Source organism: Synechococcus sp. W70.1, assembly GCF_047461515.1.
Lineage (GTDB): Bacteria > Cyanobacteriota > Cyanobacteriia > Thermostichales > Thermostichaceae > Thermostichus.
On the sequence record NZ_JANSHH010000022.1, the window covers coordinates 17,350 to 37,820 of the forward strand.

Annotated in this window: 20 protein-coding genes; 13 read left to right on the plus strand and 7 right to left on the minus strand. The window is 61.8% G+C overall.

The window, feature by feature from the left end:
* Window positions 1-3: 3 nt before the first annotated feature.
* Complete coding sequence (locus NW808_RS04410; RefSeq protein WP_414420417.1) at window positions 4-180, plus strand: hypothetical protein; 177 nt, start codon at window positions 4-6, stop codon at window positions 178-180.
* A gap of 42 nt (window positions 181-222) precedes the next feature.
* On the opposite strand, the gene pip is transcribed toward NW808_RS04410, so the two are convergent.
* Window positions 223-1,173 (minus strand): prolyl aminopeptidase, encoded by a 951-nt coding sequence (pip, locus tag NW808_RS04415; protein WP_414410922.1) that lies wholly within the window; start codon window positions 1,171-1,173, stop codon window positions 223-225.
* 17 nt (window positions 1,174-1,190) lie between these two features.
* Window positions 1,191-3,392 (minus strand): glycoside hydrolase, encoded by a 2,202-nt coding sequence (locus NW808_RS04420; RefSeq protein WP_414420418.1) that lies wholly within the window; start codon window positions 3,390-3,392, stop codon window positions 1,191-1,193.
* 119 nt (window positions 3,393-3,511) lie between these two features.
* On the opposite strand from NW808_RS04420, the gene NW808_RS04425 reads away from it, so the two are divergent.
* The 3 genes from NW808_RS04425 to NW808_RS04435 all read left to right on the plus strand — a co-directional run bounded on the left by NW808_RS04425 (window position 3,512) and on the right by NW808_RS04435 (window position 6,599).
* Entirely contained in the window at window positions 3,512-4,054 is a 543-nt protein-coding gene (locus tag NW808_RS04425) for an HNH endonuclease (RefSeq protein ID WP_414410920.1), read from the plus strand.
* Window positions 4,055-4,101: 47 nt separating this feature from the next.
* Window positions 4,102-4,650, plus strand: a complete 549-nt coding sequence (locus tag NW808_RS04430) for a phycobiliprotein lyase (RefSeq protein WP_414395120.1) — start codon at window positions 4,102-4,104, stop codon at window positions 4,648-4,650.
* A gap of 83 nt (window positions 4,651-4,733) precedes the next feature.
* Window positions 4,734-6,599 (plus strand): AAA family ATPase, encoded by a 1,866-nt coding sequence (locus tag NW808_RS04435; RefSeq protein ID WP_414420419.1) that lies wholly within the window; start codon window positions 4,734-4,736, stop codon window positions 6,597-6,599.
* On the opposite strand, the gene glcD is transcribed toward NW808_RS04435, so the two are convergent.
* On the minus strand, window positions 6,596-8,086 hold the full coding sequence (gene glcD / locus NW808_RS04440) for a glycolate oxidase subunit GlcD (RefSeq protein ID WP_414420420.1): 1,491 nt from the start codon (window positions 8,084-8,086) through the stop codon (window positions 6,596-6,598). The two genes, NW808_RS04435 and glcD, sit on opposite strands and share 4 nt — an antisense overlap.
* 61 nt (window positions 8,087-8,147) lie before the next feature.
* On the opposite strand from glcD, the gene NW808_RS04445 reads away from it, so the two are divergent.
* The 4 genes from NW808_RS04445 (at window position 8,148) to NW808_RS04460 (ending at window position 10,915) form a co-directional block, all read left to right on the plus strand.
* Window positions 8,148-9,380 (plus strand): class I SAM-dependent methyltransferase, encoded by a 1,233-nt coding sequence (locus tag NW808_RS04445; protein ID WP_414395124.1) that lies wholly within the window; start codon window positions 8,148-8,150, stop codon window positions 9,378-9,380.
* Window positions 9,381-9,472: 92 nt separating this feature from the next.
* Window positions 9,473-9,673: a 50S ribosomal protein L35 gene (gene rpmI, locus NW808_RS04450; RefSeq protein ID WP_414395125.1), complete on the plus strand. Its 201-nt coding sequence runs from the start codon at window positions 9,473-9,475 to the stop codon at window positions 9,671-9,673.
* Window positions 9,674-9,753: 80 nt separating this feature from the next.
* Entirely contained in the window at window positions 9,754-10,110 is a 357-nt protein-coding gene (gene rplT / locus NW808_RS04455) for a 50S ribosomal protein L20 (RefSeq protein ID WP_011431584.1), read from the plus strand.
* Window positions 10,111-10,159: 49 nt separating this feature from the next.
* Window positions 10,160-10,915 carry a transporter substrate-binding domain-containing protein gene (locus NW808_RS04460; protein ID WP_414420421.1) on the plus strand — a complete coding sequence of 252 codons (756 nt, stop codon included), beginning with the start codon at window positions 10,160-10,162 and terminating at the stop codon, window positions 10,913-10,915.
* A 10-nt stretch (window positions 10,916-10,925) separates the two neighbouring features.
* Here NW808_RS04460 and purH read toward each other — a convergent pair whose 3' ends face one another.
* Window positions 10,926-12,539, minus strand: a complete 1,614-nt coding sequence (gene purH, locus NW808_RS04465; RefSeq protein WP_414420422.1) for a bifunctional phosphoribosylaminoimidazolecarboxamide formyltransferase/IMP cyclohydrolase — start codon at window positions 12,537-12,539, stop codon at window positions 10,926-10,928.
* A 214-nt stretch (window positions 12,540-12,753) separates the two neighbouring features.
* On the opposite strand from purH, the gene NW808_RS04470 reads away from it, so the two are divergent.
* The gene (locus tag NW808_RS04470; RefSeq protein ID WP_414420541.1) at window positions 12,754-13,440 is read left to right on the plus strand and encodes a MotA/TolQ/ExbB proton channel family protein; all 687 of its coding nucleotides are present in this window, start codon (window positions 12,754-12,756) and stop codon (window positions 13,438-13,440) included.
* Window positions 13,441-13,474: 34 nt separating this feature from the next.
* Window positions 13,475-13,897, plus strand: a complete 423-nt coding sequence (locus tag NW808_RS04475) for an ExbD/TolR family protein (protein ID WP_414420423.1) — start codon at window positions 13,475-13,477, stop codon at window positions 13,895-13,897.
* Between the two features lie 29 nt (window positions 13,898-13,926).
* On the opposite strand, the gene argF is transcribed toward NW808_RS04475, so the two are convergent.
* Both argF and ctpC read right to left on the minus strand, forming a co-directional pair.
* Complete coding sequence (gene argF, locus NW808_RS04480; RefSeq protein WP_414395162.1) at window positions 13,927-14,844, minus strand: ornithine carbamoyltransferase; 918 nt, start codon at window positions 14,842-14,844, stop codon at window positions 13,927-13,929.
* Window positions 14,845-14,918: 74 nt separating this feature from the next.
* Window positions 14,919-16,214, minus strand: coding sequence for a carboxyl-terminal processing protease CtpC (gene ctpC, locus NW808_RS04485; protein ID WP_414420424.1), 1,296 nt, complete (start codon window positions 16,212-16,214; stop codon window positions 14,919-14,921).
* Window positions 16,215-16,437: 223 nt separating this feature from the next.
* On the opposite strand from ctpC, the gene NW808_RS04490 reads away from it, so the two are divergent.
* From NW808_RS04490 to NW808_RS04500, 3 genes are all read left to right on the plus strand, one after another.
* A complete protein-coding gene (locus NW808_RS04490) occupies window positions 16,438-17,790 on the plus strand; it encodes a glutamate-5-semialdehyde dehydrogenase (protein ID WP_414420425.1) in 1,353 nt (450 codons plus the stop codon).
* Between the two features lie 147 nt (window positions 17,791-17,937).
* Entirely contained in the window at window positions 17,938-18,420 is a 483-nt protein-coding gene (locus NW808_RS04495; protein ID WP_414420426.1) for an RNA recognition motif domain-containing protein, read from the plus strand.
* Between the two features lie 76 nt (window positions 18,421-18,496).
* Entirely contained in the window at window positions 18,497-19,291 is a 795-nt protein-coding gene (locus tag NW808_RS04500) for a DsbA family protein (protein WP_414420427.1), read from the plus strand.
* 52 nt (window positions 19,292-19,343) lie between these two features.
* Here NW808_RS04500 and NW808_RS04505 read toward each other — a convergent pair whose 3' ends face one another.
* Window positions 19,344-20,351, minus strand: coding sequence for an SPOR domain-containing protein (locus NW808_RS04505; protein ID WP_414420428.1), 1,008 nt, complete (start codon window positions 20,349-20,351; stop codon window positions 19,344-19,346).
* Window positions 20,352-20,471: the final 120 nt, after the last annotated feature.

Consider the following 20,471-nt stretch of genomic DNA (forward strand, 5'->3'; position numbering starts at 1 on the left):
GGGATGAACTATCAGACGGTCTGGATCAAGGAGGAGACCCGCAACCATCAAGGTCATTTTATCCCGCAATCGGAGTACATCCTAGTCGATGCTAACTGCAACGGCTGGGCGCTCATTTGTGCGGACAATGCCCGCTGCTACTACGTAGATCCTGAAGCCCTTCAGTTTGAGTCAGGCTGAGGCTTGCTGCTAGGCAACGGCAGGCCCTCTTTGCAGCCGTTCTTAGAGCTGGGCAAAGCGATCGGTGGCCGCCAGGAGGGCGGTGCGGATCCCGGGCTCAGTAATGGAGTGGCCAGCATCGGGGATCAGGTGAAACTCTGCCTCTGGCCAGGCCTGATGTAGCTCCCAGGCGGAAAGGGGAGGGCAGACGACGTCGTAGCGCCCCTGGACGATGACGGCTGGCAGGTGGCGCAGGCGCTCTACCCCCTTGAGGAGTTGATCCTCTGTCTCCAAAAAACCGCGGTGGATGAAGTAATGGCACTCGAGGCGGGCGAGGGCCTCAGCAAAGCTCTCCTGGCCAAAGCGCTCGATGAGTTCAGGGCTGGGGATAAGCTTGCTGGTGCTGGCCTCCCAGATGGCCCAGGCACGGGCTGCCTTCAGGCGCACCTGCGGATTGGGGTCGTTAAGGCGGCGGTAGTAGGCTGCCAGCAGGTCACCCCGTTCCTCGGGGGGAATGGGCTCGAGGTAGTGTTGCCAGGCATCGGGGAAAAGGTAGCTGGCCCCCTCCTGGTAAAACCAGCGGATCTCGAAGGAGCGCAGCAGGAAAATACCGCGCAGGATAAAGCCCAGGCAGGAGTTGGGGTGGGTCTGGCCATAGGCCAAGGCGAGGGCGCTGCCCCAGCTCCCTCCGAAGACAAACCAGCGCTCAATGCCCAAGTGCTGGCGCAGCTTCTCAATATCGGCTACCAAATCCCAGGTGGTGTTCTCCCGCAGCTCGGCGTAGGGGCGGCTCCGGCCGCAGCCGCGTTGATCAAACAGCACCACCCGCCAGCGGCGGGGATCAAAGTACTGCCGGTAGAGGGGCTCGATCCCACCCCCTGGCCCCCCGTGTAAAAACACCACTGGCTTGCCCTCTGGGTTGCCGCACTGCTCGTAGTAGAGGGTGTGCAGGGAAGAGACGGGCAGAAAGCCCTGGTCGTAGGGCTCGATGGGAGGGTAAAGCTCGCGCTGCATAGGCGGGATACTTCTTGCTAGGGTCTGCGCAGGGCAATGGTGGCCTTGGGCGGGATCCCTTCCAGAAAGGTCTCGCCGTCAGCAGCCACAATGGCAAACTGCAGCTCCTGCCCTGGCTGGGCGCCCAAATTGCTCCAGGGAATGGCCACCTCCAGGGAGGTATCTACCACGGCCTTGACCTGATGGCTGAGGGAGTGCCAGGTGTGGTACTCCCCTGCTTGGAGAAGTTGAGCCTCTACCTCCGCCGGGCGTTGACTGGGGGGCGGCAGCGACAGCCTCAACAAGTGGCGGTAGAGGTAGTTGAGAGGGGCTTCGGCGGGCAGTCCCTGCAGGGGGATGGGGCTGTTAAGGGTAATGCAGTTGGGATAAAACCAGAGCACCAGCAATTGCTTGGGCCGCTGCACCACCGAGTTAAAATCCAGCCGCAGATAGAGGTGGAAGTGGTCGAAGCCATACCAGAGGCGGCGGACGGCGCTGTTGCGGTGCATGGTACCCCTGGCGGCGCTAATCTCCACCCGCCCGGCCTGGCTCCACTCCCGTTCGCTGGGACGACCGTTGATGGCGGGATGGATAAACCCCTGCGGCAGCCGATCCCCTAGGCCGTCGTGATCCTCGAGGGGAAACTGCAGCACCGCCGGCACCGCCTCCCCCAGGGCGACGTAGATTGCCTGCAGGTGTTCCCGAAACAGCTGGTCGAAAACGGCGTCGTGGGCGGAAGAATGCCCTGCCCCAAACCACCAGAACCAATCGGATCCCTCGGCGGCCCACAGAGCTTCCCAGGCTTGGGGGTTGGCGCGGGGGTGATCTTGAATCACCTGACGGGCCTGGGCTAAGAGCTCCCAGGCGCGGTTTTTGACGGGATCCCCAATCCAGGTGGTAAAGTCGGCCTCAATCCAGGAGCCGCTGTGCAGTTGTTCTGCCGGCAGAAACTCGGTGGGGGGAAACTGCTCCAAAAACTCCGAGACTGTCACTAGGCGCAGCGCGGGGTGCTGGCTGAGGCGGGCGTAGAGGTTTTCCAAGAAGGGCCGGCCATCTTGGGGGTAGTACTCCCAGCAATTTTCCCCATCCAGAGCAATGGTGACCAGCCAAGGCTGTTCGGGAGGCAGGCGGTTGCGGATGTTCTCCAAGTGTCCAATAAGATCCTTGGCGGCAGCGTCGGCAGGCATGGCGCTGTAGCTAAAGCCAATGAGATCGGAAAGGCGGTGATCCCGAAAGACAATGGCCAGATCCCCTGCCTCGCTCTCCAGACGGTAGGGGCGGTAGAGCTTTTCCGGCTCGAGGACATGGCCCTGCCCGTCGCGGTGAAAGGGCTGGCCCAGGCTCCAGCCCAGCACTCCCTCGTCAGAGATGATCCACTCAAAGCCCTGCTTGCGCACGATAGGCACGATAGCGGGGCTGACCGCCTGTTCGGAAGGCCACAACCCCCGCGGCTCGCGGCCAAAGCGCTCCCGGTAGATCTGCTTGGCCCGCTCCAGCTGGCTGTGGACATCCTGCTCCCAGTGGAAGGGGTAGCGGGGCAGGGGCAGGCCAGGCCGAGCCACCCGCGCCGAGCGCTCGCTCACCAGTAGAGGCAAGATGGGGTGGGTGTAGGGGCTGGTGGTCAGCTCCAGTTGGCCGCTACTTTGCAACTTGGCGTGCTGGGGCAGGATGGCGGCTAGGATCTGCTGCTGCTTGGCGTAGATCCGCTGCCGATCCGAAAGGGTAAAGCCAGATCCCATCTTGATCCAGCCCTCGATCTCGGGATCTTCGTGGAAGAGGGGATCAAACCAGGACAGATTGTGCCAGGCCAGGAGGTCGCTGAAGTCTTGCGGTGTCCAGTACTGTAGGCACCAGTTGATCCCTTGGGATTCCCGCTGTTCGTAGAGTTGGCGATAGCGGGGGTAGGGCTCAATCATGGTGGGGTAGTGGCTGTCGAAGAAGCGCTCGACAATAAAGCGCCGCTGCTCCAGGGTAAGCTTTTCAACGGGGGAGAGGGTCAGTTCCAAGTAGGGATCGAAGGCCGAGCCGGCCACGTAGTCTTCAATTTGCACAATCAGAGAAGGCACCAGGTTAACCGTTTGGTGCAGGCGGGGATAGCGCTCCAGCAGCAAAACCAAGTCCAAGTAGTCTTTGATCCCGTGCAGGCGCACCCAGGGCAAGCGATATTTGCCTGCCAGCGGACTTTTGTAGAGGGGCTGGTGTTGGTGCCAAACCAGGGCAACATACAGCGGGTGGGTCATGGGAGGCACGGGCTCCAACCATCACCCGGATAGTAGCCCATCTGTCCAGGTCTCTAGAGAACCAACTTGCCATTGGCCCAATTTCCCAAGACAATGGCGGCAGATGGAAAAGCCAGGCTATGACTGCTGCCACCAACGTTCTAGAACAGTCGATTGTCGTCTTCTCCCAAAACTATTTGCCCATCAGCCGGGTCAATATTAAGCGAGCGATTGTACTGCTGCTAACAGGCAAAGCAGAGCCGCTGAGGATGATGGATGTGCGGGTGTGGCAGGTGCGCTCCCCCAGCCGGGTCATCGAGGTGCCTGAGCACATTCGCCTCACCATCAAGGGCAAAGAGCGGCCCTGGCGGGTGCCTCCTGTTACTCGGCGCGAGGTTCTGCGGCGGGATCACTACACCTGCCAGTACTGCGGCAGCACCCATAACCTGACCCTAGACCACGTTATCCCTCTTTCCCGCGGTGGTTCCCACACCTGGGACAATGTGGTGACTGCCTGCGAGCGCTGCAACCAGCGCAAGGGCGACCGCACCCCTGAAGAGGCAGGGATGATCCTGCGCAGTAAGCCGCGAGCTCCCCTCCATCCGACCGTGGCCTTTGCAGAGCAGTTCTGGCGGCAACAGCAAACTCGGCAAGAGCAAATCTCTGGCTACAGCCCAAGCTAGAATCGGCAAATCCCGGTTGCTATCGATGAGGATCCGCGTCGGCCATGATGACCGTAATGGAGTTTTTTGCCCTCAGCGCTGGCGAGTGGATGTGTCAGCGCACCAGCCATCACCTGGCCTTTCGCCGCTCTGAAGGGGGAAGGTCGCAGCTGCAAATTGTTACCCTGGCAGCAACCGATCCAGAAGTCATTCGGGTTTGCGAGCTGTTCAAGGTAGATCCACGGCGAGCCGTGGGGGCGGCGCGAGTCCAGTGGAATGGGGAGCAGGACTGGGACAACGAAGAGTACAAAGGCGAGGTGGTGCTGGTTCCAATTCCTGATCCTGACAACCCCATGCGCGGGCAACTGTTGCGGGATCAAGGCTATGCCGAGAAAGTGCCGGTGGCCGGTACCTACGTGATGGGAGCCGATGGCGCCCTCACCCTCTACACCGAGTACGAGATGACTGAGTCGGAGGAGCGCATTTGGTTTGCCAGCCCCAACCTGCGCCTGCGGACTAGCCTTGTCAAGCGCTTCGGCGGCTTTAGCATGGCTTCCTTCTGCTCTGAGGTGCGCAAACTCCCGCCCAGCCCCTCTCCCAGCCCAGCGGCGGCTTAGGCGCCAGCTTCCCCCTCTTGGGAGTTGGCTGGAAAGCTGGGGAGGAGTCCATTGGCAGGTCAACTGGTGGGGAAAGCCTGGCTATGGTGGATCTCAGCAACTTTATCCAGGGCATAGAGCAGTTGATCGAGCTGGCCCAAAAGCTGGAGGAGAAAAAACAAAGTGGAGAACTGCGAACCGAGATCCGCATCCAGACCCGGCCTCTATCGACCTCCATCCCTCGCTCTGGTTCTATCCCCCGCCACTTCCAGACAGGGGATCCCGGCTGGAGCAGCAAGCTCCAGGGGATGGCTGCAACCTGCTTCCAGGAAGCCCCCGAGGCTAGTGGGCCAATCTCCGCTGAGCGCCCAGAGTCGAGGTCGGGGCTGCGCCTCAAGGACGTGGGAGGACTCAAGGAGCAACTCCAAGCCTTGCGGGAGCTGGTGGAGATCCCCCTCAAGCGGCCCGAGCTACTGGCCAAGTTGGGGCTAGAGCCGCCCCGGGGGGTGTTGTTGGTTGGCCCCCCTGGCACTGGCAAGACCCTGACGGCCCGCGCCCTGGCCGAGAGTCTGGGGGTGAACTACATTGCCGTGGTTGGCCCGGAGCTAATGGGCAAGTACTACGGCGAGGCGGAGGCACGCCTGCGGCAGCTGTTTGAGAGAGCGGCTAAGTCTGCCCCTTGCCTGGTGTTTATCGACGAAATTGACGCCCTTGTGCCCAACCGCAGCACCGTCGAGGGGGAGGTGGAGAAACGCCTGGTGGCCCAGCTGCTGGGGCTGATGGACGGGTTTGTGGCCCAAAAAGGCATTGTTGTGCTAGCGGCTACCAACCGGCCCGAAGCCCTGGATCCGGCCCTGCGGCGACCGGGGCGCTTTGACCGCGAGATTGTCTTCAAGGTGCCGGATCGGGAGGGGCGGCGGGAAATTCTCGCCATTCACACTCGCAACATGCCCCTAGCAGAGGATGTGGATTTAGATAGCCTGGCAGAGCAAACGCTGGGCTTTGTGGGGGCAGATCTGCGCGGCCTGTGCCAGGCGGCGGCCTATGCGGCCTTACGGCGCCAGGTGCCGGATCTGGAATCCCCTATCCCAGAATCCCTGAAAGTAACGGCAGCGGACTTTCAGGAAGCTCTGCAACAGGTGAAGCCGGCGGTGTTGCGCTCAGTGGAAGTCGAGTCGCCCCAGGTGAGCTGGGATCAAATTGGCGGCCTGGAGCAGGCCAAGCAGGTGCTGCAGGAGGCCATTGAGGGATCCCTGCTGCACCCAGAGCTCTACGAGCAGGCCCAGGCCCATGCGCCCAAAGGGATCCTCCTCAGCGGGCCGCCCGGCACGGGTAAAACCCTCTTGGCCAAGGCCATCGCCTCCCAGGCCAAGGCCAACTTCATTGCTGTCTCCGGCCCAGAGCTCTTGAGCAAGTGGGTGGGATCCTCCGAGCAGGCGGTGCGGGAACTCTTTGCCCGTGCCCGCCAGTGCGCTCCTTGCGTGATTTTCATCGACGAGATCGACACCCTGGCGCCAGCGCGGGGCAGTTACTCCGGAGATAGCGGCGTCAGCGACCGCGTCCTGGGGCAACTGCTGGCCGAACTGGATGGGATCCGCCCCAGCCAGGGAGTCTTGGTGGTGGCTGCTACCAACCGCAAAGCCAGTTTGGATCCCGCCCTCACCCGCGCTGGCCGGCTGGAGCTGCACCTAAGCGTGGAACTGCCGGACCGCGCCGCACGGCGGGAAATCCTGGCCGTGCACAACCGCAGGCGGCCCCTAGGGCCAGATGTGGATCTGGAGGTGTGGGCCGAGCGCACGGAAGGCTGGAGTGGGGCCGATCTGGCCCTGCTAAGTAACCGTGCTGCCATTGCTGCCATTCGCCGCCACCGCGCCACTGCCGCGGCAGTGGATCCCAAGGCTCTGGCCATCCGCCAGGAAGACTTTGCCCAGGCCTTTGCTGAGCTACAGCAGCAGCGACAGGTTAGCTAGAAAACGGGGATCCCTTGCCATTCCGGTTGCCGGTGGGCGTGGGCTGCCTCGCCGCAGGTGCGGGGAGTGGGAAAGATCTTGTCAGGGTTAGCGAGGCGCTGCGGGTCGAACACCTGCCGCACCCACTGCATGCTCTCCAAGTCCGTGGGCGTAAACATCTCCGACATGTAGCAGCGCTTGTCGGCACCGATGCCGTGCTCGCCAGAAATGCTGCCCCCCAGACGCACGCAGAGCTTGAGGATCTCGCCCCCCAATTTTTCCACCTGCTCTAGGGATCCCGGCACGGACTCGTCGTAGAGGATTAAGGGGTGCAGATTGCCGTCGCCGGCATGAAACACGTTGGCCACCGGGTAGCCGTACTCGCGGCTGAGGCGCTCGATTTCCTTCAGGACATAGGCGAGCTGGCTGCGGGGGATCACCCCATCTTGGACGTAGTAGTTGGGGCTGAGCTTGCCCATGGCGGCAAAGGCTGCCTTGCGCCCCTTCCACAGACGCGCCCGCTCTTCTGGGCTGGAGGCAACTTGCACCTGGCGCGCCCCGTTTTTTAGGCACAGGGCCTTTACCTGCTGGCTGGCTTCCTCCACCTCCAGCTCCAGGCCGTCCACCTCCACCAGCAAGATGGCCGCCGCATCCCGTGGGTAGCAGCCCGACTGCACCACATCCTCAACGGCGTTGATGCTGAAGTTGTCCATGATCTCCAGGCCGGCAGGGATGATCCCGGCGGCGATGATGTCGGAAACGGCAGCTCCTGCTGCCTCGACACTGTTAAAATCCGCCAGCAAAACCTGCACCTGGGCTGGCGCCTTGAGCAAGCGCAGGGTAATCTCGGTAGCAATCCCCAGGGTGCCCTCGGAGCCGACAAACAGGCCCACCCAGTCGTAGCCGGGCATCTCCGGGATCTTGCCCCCCCAGCGCACCACCTCCCCATCCGGCAGCACCACCGTCAGGCCGAGAATGTGATTGGCTGTTACACCGTATTTGAGGCAGTGGACGCCGCCGGAGTTTTCCGCCACATTGCCGCCGATGGAGCAAACTGACTGGCTAGAGGGATCCGGGGCATAGAAATAGCCTTGGGTAGCCACTGCCTGGGTAATCCAGGCGTTAATCACCCCCGGCTGCACCACCATGCAGCGGTTCTCCAAGTCGATTTCCAGGATTTGCTTCATCAGGGTGGTAGCGATGACGACGCTGTTTTCCACAGGCAGCGCTCCCCCCGATAGCCCAGTGCCGGATCCCCGCGCCACAAAGGGCACCCCGTAGCGGCTGCACAGCTTTACCACCTGGGCCACCTCTTCTGTTGTGCGCGGCAATACCACCAGAGCCGGCCTTTGCCGGTAGCTGGTCAGCCCGTCGCATTCGTAGACCAGCAGCTCCTCCGGCTTGCTAATCACCCGCTTGGGATCCAAAACCTTTTTCAGCTCAGCCGTCAGCTTGATCCAATCGAAAGTCAGGCCGGTTTGCAAAAGGTGAGAGGAGCGGACAACCATTTAAACTGCAGGGGGATATCGTCTCTGGAGTCTTGAGGTCCAGCTTAACCCGACAGCGCCTATGCAGCCCTCCTCCCGCAGTGCAGAAGAGATCCTCCAGCAAGTGCGGCAGCTCTACGAGCTCTACCCTTTCCCACCGCAGCCCATCGGCACTGTTCCCCCGCCGGGGTGGAACTGGCGCTGGAGTTGGCCCCAGGCCTATGCCTTTTGCACGGGATCCCATCCGGGCCGGCGCAAGGTGCGCATCTTGGATGCCGGCTGCGGCTCCGGAGTAGGGACGGAGTATATCGCCCACCAGAACCCCAACGCCGAAATCTGGGCTTTTGACCTAAGTAGCCGCGCCCTTGAAATTGCCGAGGCTCGCTGTCGGGCTTCCCAGGCGCCGCCAGTGCAGTTTTGCCAGCTCAACGTTTACGACATCGACCGGCTGCCAGGGCAGTTCGACTTCATCAACTGCGTGGGCATGCTCCACCACTTGCCGGACCCGGTGGCGGGGCTGCAGGCTTTGGCGAGCAAACTAGCTCCTGGCGGGATCCTGCATTTGTTTGTCTACGGCGAGCTGGGCCGCCATGAGATTCGCCTGATGCAGAAGGCCATTCGCCTCTTGGTCACCGGCTCCGAACACCAACCTCTCGCCTCCCCCGAGCAATTGCAAAAGGGCCTCCAGGTAGGTCGCCGCCTTTTCGAGATCCTGCCAGCAAGCAACCGCATCCAGCAGCAGGAACAGGCCCGCTGGGCCCTCGAGAACGTGGACGACGAGTGCTTTGCTGACATGTACCTGCACCCGCAGGAGGTGGACTACAACATTGAGACCCTGTTTGAGCTCATTCGGGCTTCAGGGCTGCAGTTTCTGCGCTTTTCCAACCCCGAGTTCTGGCGGCTGGAACGGGTGTTGGGCCAGGACGAGGCCCTACTGGCCCAGGCGGCTCAACTGCCGGAGCTGGAGCGCTACCGCTTGATTGAGCTGCTGGACCCGGTGGTGGCCCACTACGAGCTGTTTCTTGGCAGGCCCCCCCTCCCCCGCTGGGAATGGACCAGTCCAGAAGCTGTGGCCTCAGCTGTGGCCCACCTCAGCCCCTGCCTGGGCCTGTGGCCGGGGCGGAGCATTTTCAACTACGCCTACGAGGCCATTTCCCTAAGCGAGGAGGCCTTTGCCTTCCTGCAGCAGGTAGACGGGATCCGCACCGTCCAAGCCATTCAAGAGAGCCTAGCCTCTCCCCTAAGCTGGTCGCAGCTACAGCAGTTGCTGCGCTGGCAAGTGCTGCTGTTGGAGCCGCAAGAGAACGGTTTTTGAGCGCCCTCGCCACTTAGCCGCGGAGAAAACTTGCTCCCCCAGGCCTTTCTACCCTATGCTGGAAGGCTGTGACTTTGCTCCAGCTCACTCCCATGCCCAAAATCAAAACTCGCAAGGCTGCCGCAAAACGCTTTCGCCTCACCGGCAACGGCAAGTTTATGCGCCGCCGGGCGGGGCACAACCACTTGCTCGAGCACAAAACCAGCAACCGCAAACGCAAGTTGGCTGGCGTGGCCCTGGTGAGCAAACAGGATCTGGCCAACGTGCGCCTGATGCTGCCCAACGCCCACTAGGTCCTCACCGGTTGCGGCCCAGCCAAAAGTCTTTGGGCTTGTCAATTGCAAGGTGTACTTGCCGGTATTGGGTTACTGCTATGAGAGTTAAACGCGGCAACGTTGCTCGCAAGCGTCGCAAGAAGATCCTCAAGCTGGCCAAAGGCTTCCGCGGAGCTGGCTCCAAGCTGTTCCGCACGGCTAACCAGCAGGTGATGAAAGCCCTGCGCAGCGCCTACCGGGATCGCCGGCGCAAGAAGCGGGATTTTCGCCGCCTGTGGATTGCCCGCATCAACGCGGCCACCCGCGCCCAGGGCCTGCGCTACAGCGAGTTCATCGACGGCCTCAAAAAAGGCAATATCCAACTGAACCGCAAAATGCTGGCCCGCTTGGCCTTCCTGGATCCAGAAGCCTTTACCCAAGTGGTGGAAGCAGCTCGCCAGGCCCGCGCCTCCTAAAGAGATGGGGTCTCGGTCTCCGTTGGCCGCAGCAATCCAGAGGTCTTGCATGGCAGCCGGCCTGGCCTTGGCTTGCTTGGGGAGGGGGATCCCTGCGGCTGCCCGCCCCTGGCCAGAGATTGTGCGTTCGGGTCAGGTGCGAATTGCGGTCAAAGACAACCTGAGGCCGTTGGGCTTTCGCGATCCCATGGGCAAGCTGCAGGGGTTTGAGATCGAGCTGGCCTGCGAGCTGGGATCCCGGCTCCTGGGGTCAAGAGAGGCGGTGGAGCTGGTGCCGGTGGCCAACGTGGAGCGGCTGCAGGCAGTGGCCGCGGGGGAGGTGGACCTGGCCATTGCCCAGATTGGCATCACGCCGGATCGGGCCCGCCAGGTGGAGTTTACCTCTGCCTACTATCAGGATGGCCCCAGCTTGGTGGTGGCCCGCTCCCAGAACTGGACAAGCTGGTCGGAGCTACGCGGCGCTCGCGTTGCCGTCCTGCGCGGATCTGCCGCTATTCCTCACCTCAATCGCTACCTTCCAGGGGTCGAGTTGGTGCTGGTGGATTCCTATCAGGAAGGGGCGGAGTTGCTCTTGAAAGGATCGGTGCAGGCCTGGGCAGCAGACCGATCGGTGCTGGCCGGGTGGCTAGCGGAGCACCCCCAGTTTCAGTTTTTGGGATCCCCCTTGGGGGCGGTGGGGCTGGGCATTGCCATGCCCAAGGGGCTGGAGCATGCTGAGTTGCGGCTGCGGGTGCGCCGCGAGCTAGAAAACCTGCGTGCCGAGGGCTGGCTGGCAGAGCGGGCCAGAGCCTGGGGTCTGCCCTGAGCTCTTGACCTCAGTGCCAAAAGTGACGGATGCCGGTGCAGACCATGGCGATACCCGCAGCATTGGCGGCGGCAATGGAGTCGGCATCGCGGATGCTGCCTCCCGGTTGAATGATGGCGCGGATCCCGGCACGGGCTGCCGCCTCGACGCTGTCGGCAAAGGGGAAAAAGCCGTCGCTGGCCAAAACCGCTCCCGCGGCCCGTGGACCGGCCTGGCGAAGGGCAAGCTCGACGGCCCCCACCCGGTTCATCTGCCCTGCCCCGATGCCAAGGGTTTGCCCCTGGCGAGCAACGACGATGGCGTTGGATTTCACGTGTTTGCAGACTATCCAGGCAAACTCTAGATCCGCCCACTCCTCGGGGGTAGGCTGGCGCTCGGTCACCACCTGCCAGGAGGGTTGGCGAACGGATCCCTGCAGTCGGTCGGCCTCTTGCACCAGAAAGCCGCCGGCCAAGGTGCGAATGGTTTGGGCTGGCCCCACCTCAAAGTCCGGCAGAACCAAAAGCCGCAAGTTCTTTTTGGCCGCCAGTTGCTCTGCCGCTTCAGGCGTGCAGCCCGGGACGACCACGCACTCCAAAAAAGGCTCCGCCAGCCGCCGGGCGGTCTCCGCATCCAAGGTTTGGTTGAGGGCAACGATGCCCCCGAAGGCGGAAACGGGATCGGCAGCCAAAGCAGCCTCCAGGGCGGCAGCTAGGGTTGGGCGAACGGCTACCCCACAGGGGTTGTTGTGCTTGACAACCACCGCTACCGCTGGCTTAGAGCCGTTGGCAAGTCCTATGCTCAGTTCTGCCGCCAGGGCGCGGGCCGCTTCCAGATCCAGCAGGTTGTTGTAGCTCAGCTCTTTCCCCTGTAGCTGCTTGGCTCGATGCCAGCCAGGGGCAGCCGCATCCACCACATACCAGGTGGCAGCCTGGTGGGGGTTTTCCCCGTAGCGCAGGCGTTGCCACGGGATCCCTTGCAGGTGAAAAACCTGTTCAGCAGCGCCTGCAGAAGCTGGAGGTTGAGAGGGTTGGGACAGCTCTGAGCGGGCCAGATAGTTGACGATGGCGCGGTCGTAAGCTAAGACCCGCTCAAAGGCGCGGCGGGCACACTGGAAGCGAAAGGCCAGCCGTTCCGCCTCGCTGGAGGAGCTAGAGAGCAGTTGCAAATACTGAGGGTACTGGCTGGGATCCGTGAGCACCGTAACATAGGGATAATTTTTGGCCGCTGCCCGCACTAACGTCGGCCCGCCGATGTCAATCTGCTCCAAAGCCTCCTCCAGAGTCACTCCGGGTTGGGCCACCGTCGGCTCGAAGGGGTAGAAGTTGACCACCACCAGTTGGATGGGCGGGATCCCCAGCGCCTCCAAGTCTGCCCGGTCTTCGCGGCGCTCCAGGCGAGCCAAGATGCCGCCGTAGATGCGGGGGTGCAGCGTTTTCACCCGTCCCCCCAGAATCTCCGGCGCACCGGTGTGGGCCGAGATGGGGGTAACCGGGATCCCAGCTTCAGAGAGCACCTTGGCCGTACCGCCGCTGCTGACCAGTTGAAAGCCGTGCTCCTGGACCAGTGCCTTAGCCAGGGGGACAAGGCCAGTTTTATCAGAGACACTGAGGAGGGCCAAAGGGGGGAAGGGCTGAGTAGGCATAGGTTGTCAGTGAATACGCCGGCAGCCTCTGGATTCCACGCCTTAGGATAGCGCCCTTGCTGGAAAATCAGCAGCTTGCCCTGGGAAAGAAAGCAACCCCAAGTGAGCAAAAGGGGATCCCAGCTCTAGCGGGAAAGTGCTATGACAGGATGAGCGTGAGGTGCCGCTGGGAGGGGGTCATCCGGATCCTATGGCTAGAGTCCTGCAGCTTCTGATCCAGGGTTGGTACTACTCCATCCCCCTGTTGACCTTCTCGGTTCTCTCGGTGGCTTGTTGCCTCGAGCGGGCCTTGTTCTGGTGGAAGGTTACCCATCGGCAGGAGGAGGTGGTGCGGCAAGCCCTCAGCCAGTACCGCCGCAACCCCAGGGCTGCCCAGTACCTGCTGGAGCAAAATGCCGACCTGCCCATTGCGCGCATCTTTTTGGCTGCCCTGGAGCTCAACGAAGCCAGCCCTGAGGATTTTAAACTGGCCCTTGAGACAGCCCTGGCAGCCGAAGTGCCGCTATTAAAGCGCTTCAACACTCTCTTTGACACGGTGATTACCGTTGCTCCCTTCCTGGGCCTCTTGGGCACGGTTACCGGCATCATCCAAATCCTCAGCTCCATCCAACTGGGGGATATTGGCGGCACCAATACGCAGGGGGTGGGACAAGGCATCGCCGAAGCCCTCTACTCGACGGCTTTCGGGTTGATTGTGGCTATTCCCACCTTGCTGATCTCCAATGTCTTTCGCTCTCTGTACCTGCGGCAACTCTCCAAGATCCAGGAGTACGGCGGCGAGCTGGAGTTGCTGCATCGGCAGCGGCTAGAGATGCCAGCCCAGCAGCTTCCCCAGTATTCCTACGCCAAGCCCGGCCCCAGCTCCACTCTTCCTCCCTACTCCCCGCTTGAGCCCTCCTAGCCTATGCGCATTCCAGCTTGAGCCCTCCTAGCCTATGCGCATTCCAGAAGAGAACTTCAGACCCGCCGAGATCAACATCGTGCCCTTAATCGATGTCATCTTCTCGATCTTGGTGTTTTTCGTCATCGCCAGCCTGGTGCTTACCCGCTCAGAGGCGCTCGATGTCAATTTGCCAGAGGCCTCCACAGCCCAAGCCCGCCGTCAGCCAGACGTTACCGTGAGCATCACGGCCGAAGGCCAAATTGCTGTCAACCGGCAGAAAATTGCCAATCTTGGTGCCCTGATCCCCACGGTGGAACGCATTCTGGCCGAGAAGCCGGCTGAAGGGCGGCGCTTAGTGGTCATCAACGCTGACTTGGCCCTCTCCCACGGCAAGGTGGTGGAGGTCATGGATGCTCTGCAGCGGCTGCCCAACGTCAGCCTGGCGATCGCTGCCCGCCGCCCCAACAACCGCTGACCCTCTCTTCGAGCCGGGGGTGAGGATCCTCACCCTGCTCCCAGCAGTTGGATTAGCAGCGCCTTTTGCACGTGAAGGCGATTTTCCGCCTGATCCCAAACGCGGGACTGGGATCCCTCCAAAACCTCGGCAGTAATCTCCTCCTCCCGGTGGGCGGGCAGGCAGTGGAGCACAATCGCCTCCGGATCTGCGTGTTTCATGAGCTCGGCATTGACCTGGTAGGGCAGGAAGTGGGCTTTGCGGGCTGCCGCTTGATCCTCTTGGCCCATGCTGGCCCAGACGTCGGTATAGACCACCTGGGCTCCCGCAACGGCTTCGTAGGGATCCCGCAAAACCAGCACCTGCGATCCCTGGGCCAAGGCCTGCGCTTCTGCCACCACTGCCGCATCCGGCTCGTAGCCAGGGGGTGTGGCAACGCGGATGTGGATCCCGCTTAGAGCACAGCCCAGCAGGAGGGAATGGGCAACATTGTTGCCGTCGCCACAATAGGCCAAGGTCAGGCCTGCCAGTTGCCCGAAGTTCTCTTGAATGGTGAGCAGATCGGCCAAAACTTGGCAGGGGTGAAACTGATCCGTGAGGGCGTTGATCACGGGGATCTCGGCATACTCGGCAAAGAGCTCCAGCTCCCGCTGGTCGTAGGTGCGGATGGCAATGGCGTCCAAGTAGCGGGAGAGGACGCGGGCTGTATCCGACAGGGGCTCGCCGCGGCTTATTTGCATTGCCGCTGGCACCAAGTCCAGGGTGCTGCCCCCGCACTGGGCCATGGCAACGGTAAAGCTAACCCGGGTACGGGTGGAAGCCTTCTGAAATAGCAGTCCCAGCACTCGACCCCGCAGGTCTGCCCGGTAGGGATCCCGCTTCAGCTCCGCCGCTTGGGCCAGCAAGGCCGCCAGCTCCGCCGGGCTCAAGTCGCTGAGTTTGAGCAGATCCCGTCCGGCCAAGTTCAAATTCATGGATCCTGCCATCCTCGCCTACCCTGCCTGCCGACGATAAAGCCTTTTCCACCTAGGGTTAGCACCGCCTACCGAGAAGAGGAACGAACGACGCTGGAAGCCTGTTGCCGGCGGGCCGCAATTTGGGCCTGGAGGGCGCGAATGGCAGCCGCATACTGCGGATCAGCGGCAGTGGCTACCAGTTCGCGGTTCTTGCTGAGGCGCTTCAGATCTGCCTCCGACAGCTCCACCACAATGTCGGGGGTGATACCCTTGTGGTCAATCTCGGTGCCCTTGGGAGTGCGGTAGCGGGCAATGGTGACTGCCAACCCCGACCCGTCGGAGAGGGGATGCACCGACTGCACCAGGCCCTTGCCAAAGGTTTGCGTGCCAACGATCACAGCGCGCCGGTTATCTTGCAAGGCGCCGGAGAGGATCTCGCTGGCGCTGGCAGAACCCCCATCCACCAAGACCGCCAAAGGCTTATCGGTGAGGGCGCTGTTGTTGGCCACAAGGCGATCCTGCTCCCCTTGCCGATTCACCGTCGAGACAATGCTCCCTCGATTGATCCACATGCGCGCAATTTCGGCACTGGCGTGGAGCAGCCCCCCAGGATTGGCCCGTAGATCCAGCACGTAGGCAGCCACCCCTTGTTTTTCCAGGTCGCGAATGGCCTGGCGCACCCTTTCGGCGGCGTTGCCGGAAAACTGGGTGATGCGGATATAGCCGATGAGCAGGCCGTTTTCTTTGCGAGCCTCGTGGCGTACTGTAGCTAGCTCAATTCTCTCCCGCACCAAGTCAAACACCTTCAGCCCTTCTCCCTCGCGGCGAATGGTTAGCCGTACCCGGGTGCCTGGCTCACCGCGAATGAGGCTGACGGCAGTATTGGTGTCCATGCCCTCGGTGGATCTGTCGTCAATACGCACGATAACGTCCTTGGACTTGATCCCAGCGCGATCGGCAGGGGATCCCTCAATTGGCGAGATCACAACCAGCTCATTGGTCTCCTGATCCACACCCAGCGTGATCCCCACGCCGGTCAGCTCCCCCGAGGTCTCGATCTGCATGCTGGCAAACTGCTCCGGATCCAAGAAGCGGGTGTAGGGATCGTTGAGCTTCTTGAGGGCCTCGCGAATGGCCTTGTAGGCCTCCTCGCGGGTGGCATATTCTCTACTGAGCAGCTCGCGGCGCACCGCTTCCCAGTCGACGGAGTTAAAGGAAGGATCGACGTACTCCCGATTGACAATCTGCCAAACTTCGTCCACCACTTCTTTGGGATCCCGGCGAAACCCCGCCCAACCTGGCATGGATAGCTGCACGCCAACCAACGACACGGCTGTAACCACGGCAGCCGTTGCACTCACCACAAACCCACGTTTTCTCATCGGCTCTCCTGGAAAACACGGTACTGGTTGAAGATGGGCTGGGTTTTGCCAGACTAGGCTCCTCTAGGGGCAGCTAGCAGCGTCCAAATTCTGATAGGCTGCTGAGAGGACTGCCCAGTTTTGCCCAAGCTAGCATAGGGATTCTGGCAAGGCTGCTCCCAGGATCCCATCAGATTGGAACTTTTTGTAGCCTTTTGGGTTGGGTTTTGTTGCCTCTCTGCCCATGTCTCCTGGAGCTCCTGCAAGAACTGCCAACTCCTCCCTGCTAGTTCAGGTGCAGACGGCTCGAGCTGCCGCCCAGCGCACAGCCACCTTGCCCACTGAGATTCGGGATGCGGCTCTCGAGGCCATGGCCACAGCTTTACTGGAACAGCAAGAGGCCATCCTAGCGGCCAATCGGGAAGATCTGGAGCGGGCAGCGGAGCAGGTTAAAAGGGGGGAGTTGTCGGCTGCAGCCTATGCCCGCCTAAAGTTGGATGCCCACAAGTTGGCCGAGATGGTAGCTGGAGTCCAGCAGGTGAGGCGGCTGCCCGACCCGGTAGGGCGATCCCTCCTCATCCGCGAGCTGGACGAGGGGCTGGTGCTGGAGCGGCGCACCTATCCCCTGGGAGTGCTAGGCGTCATCTTTGAGTCGCGGCCCGACGCCCTGGTGCAAATTGCCGCCCTAGCGGTAAAGACGGGCAACAGCGTCCTGCTTAAAGGCGGATCGGAGGCGCTCTGCTCCTGCCAAGCGTTGATGGCCGCGCTGCAGGCGGGGCTGCGGCAAGTTCCCGACTTTCCTAGGGAATCTTTGCAGTTGCTCACCCGTCGCGAGGAGATTAAAGAGCTGCTGCAACTGGAAGGTCTGGTGGACCTAATCATTCCCCGCGGCTCCAGCAGCTTTGTCCGCTACATTATGGAGAATACCCGCATCCCGGTTCTGGGCCATGCGGATGGGCTGTGCCACCTGTACGTGGATCGGGCTGCTGATGTGGACATGGCGGTGAGGCTAACCCTAGATAGCAAAACCCAGTACCCTGCCGCCTGCAACGCTATCGAGACCCTGCTAGTCCATGCAGAGATTGCTCCCCGGTTCTTGCCTCTGGCCGTGCAAGCGCTGCGCGAGAAAGGGGTAGAGTTGCGCGGGGATCCCCGCTGCCGCGAGCTGGTGCCCGATCTGATCCCGGCCACTGAAGCTGACTGGAGCACTGAGTACGCCGACCTGATTCTAGCCATCAAGATGGTGGATTCCCTCGACGAGGCCATTGCCCACATCCAACAGTACGGATCCCGGCACACCGAGGCCATCGTGACCGAAGATGCCGTCGCTGCCCAGCGCTTTCTCGACGAAGTGGACGCAGCAGGGGTCTTTCACAACGCCTCCACCCGCTTTGCCGATGGCTTTCGCTACGGCTTTGGGGCAGAAGTGGGCATTAGCACCCAAAAGCTGCCACCCCGGGGCCCGGTAGGCTTGGAAGGCCTAGTAACCTACCGCTACCAACTGCGGGGGCGAGGCCATCTTGTAGCTGACTATACCGGCCCTCAGGCCCGTCCCTTCCTGCATCGGGATTGCTTAAACGTTACCGGCTTAGCCTAGAAGGGATCCCCTTGACCAGCTGGGTTGTCTTAACTTTTTTGGCTAAAAGTTGAGGTAAATTTTTAAAAGGTGGCCTTATGCGGTGCTTCTGGATTGGCCCTGTGCAGGCTGGACTTCTGTCCTCTCGCTAAGGAGCTTCACGGTTTTATGCCCGTTCGTCTGTACGTTGGAAATCTGCCGGCAGAGGTAGATCGCGAGGCCCTGGAGAAGCTCTTCAGATCTGCAGGTGAGGTCATTTCCACCAAGGTCATTCGGGATCGGAAGACCGGCAAGTGCCGCGGCTTTGGTTTTGTTACGGTAAGCACTGAGGAACAGGCGCAGCAGTATATCGAGAAATTCAACGGCCACAGCTTTGGCGACGTCAACTTGCGCATTGAACTTGCCCAGCCGCGCGAGAAACGGGAAGGTGCCGAAGCCAAAGCAGCAGTCTCCCCTTCCCCCGCCAAGGACTCCGCCCGGGAACCGGCCAAAGGTTCCAAAACGGCAGGGGAGAAGTTGACTTCAGGCAAGAAGCAGCGCCAGCGTGTCAAGGCGGACGCTGAGGCAAAAGAGGCTGTTGAGCCGGATCCCCGCTGGGCCAGCCAGTTGCAGCGGATCAAGGAGCAGCTTTTGCAAGCCACCCACTCCTGACCCCCCAAAGGGGTGGTAGACAGGGCTGCTGCCTGGGCTTAGCCTAATAAAAGCTTGTACTTGAGGGGGAGTTGGGATGGGAAGTCTGGCGAGGGCTTTTGGCAGGTGGGGACAAGGGCTGGCCAAGCTCGGCCTGCTCGGCATGCTCCTAGTTTGGCTGGGAATGAGCGGCACGGCACCTGTTGTCTTTGCAGCTCCGGCAGAGCTAGAAAAGCAGGTGCTGGAGATCATCCGCAAGAATCCGCAGGTGATCCTGGAGGCCGTGCAGGAGTACCAGCAGCGGCAGTATGAAGAGCAGCAGCGGCAACAGCAGAAGCTAGCAGAAGAGTTTGGCCAGCAGTTGCGGCAGAACCCCCGCGCTGTCATTGGCGATTCCCCCAGAACCGGCTCCGAGTCCTTGCGGCTAGTTTTGGTGGAGTTTTCCGACTTTCAGTGTCCCTTCTGTGCCCGTGCCCATCAGACTCTGAAGGAGTTCATGGCTAGACATGGGGACGAGGTAACCTTGGTGTACAAGCACCTGCCCTTGACCAGCATTCACCCTGAGGCGATGGCGGCAGCGCGCGCCGCTTGGGCTGCTCACCGCCAGGGCAAGTTTTGGGAGTTCCACGACGAGCTGTTTGCCAATCAGTCCCAGCTAGGGGAGGAGTTTTACGTAGCTACAGCCCAAAAGCTGGGCTTGAACGTGGAGAAGTTCAATCGGGATCGGCGCAGCCGGGCGGCAGAGCGGGCTGTGCAGCGAGACATGGATCTGGCCTCTCAACTGGGCCTCAGCGGTACTCCCCATTTCATCTTGAACGGCATTGCCTTCTCGGGGGCTCAGCCTTTGGAAGTGTTTGAGAAAACGCTGCAACAGGCCAAGCAGGCTCGCTAGGACTCCACCCCTGTCTCCCTCTCACGGCACGGCAGGCCTGAGGGGGGAGCATTTACTTCACCGGCAAAATGCGGGCATCAAACCCCGCCTCGGCCAGGCTGCGCCGCGCCCGTTCGGCATTGGCCCGCTGCCGGTAGGTGCCCACCTGAATCACTGAGCCGCGCACAAAGGCATCGGGCGCAAACTGCCGCACCTTGGGCAGCGCCTCTTCGCCAGCCTGAACCACCACCCAAAACCCGGCCGAGCTAGCCGCAGGCAGGGATGGAGGAGAATCCCGAACCAGGATAGGTTGGGAGCGGCGCAGGTCAGCGGGAAAGATCCCTGCCTCGTAGCCGTGGCTAGCTAGGTAACGCACTTGCTCGCTGGCCGTTGCCAGATCGGCAAAGCCGCCGGTGCGCACAACCCGCCGGCTGTCGTAGATTAGGGGCAGGGATCCCGGCAGCAGGTGCTCCAAAGCAGCCAATTTCTCGCCGCTGGGATCGGCCACCAACACCCAATAGCGTTCCCCTTGGGCAGGCTCCTCAGGTGGTGAAGCGGCATTCTCTTCTGCCAGCGACACGACCACTGCCGGCAAGCCCTGAGCAGTCAGCCAACGGGCCTGTTCCTGCGCCAGTGATAGGCGAGAGAAAGTCCCCGTCTGTAGGGCAGGCTGGCCGCGGTAGCGCACCTCTATAGCCTGGGGAAAGAAGCGGCGTACCCGCTCCTCCAGCCGTGGATCTCTGCTGGGGTTGGGCACTTGGGTGGCAAAAGGCCGCTGCGGGTCGAAAGGGGGAGCCGTTGGCGGGGCAAGAAAGGCCGGCGGCAGGGGTGGATCCCTGTCTTGGCGGCTCACCACCCGCACGGGCAGCCCTAGCTGTTCCAACTCGGCCTGGCGGCGTTGGGCGTGGCTGCGGTTGACAAACGTTCCCGCCAGAATGAAGACCTGGCCATCCCCCTGCACAAAATAGGCATCCGGCACCTGCCTGCGCACCTGAGCTAAGGCTTCTGGTCGCTCAGCCAGGACATGGACTTGGTAACGGATTAGGGCAAAGGCAGGCGGCAGGGCAAGGAGACTAGCCACCAGGGAGCTGCCCCACCAAGCCGCCATTGTCAGCCTTGGCCAAGCCCTGCTAGGCAAGAGACTAGTCTCTCCCCGCCACCTAGCCCACTGTCGGTCTCTCCTTTGGCGGCAGTGGCGCAG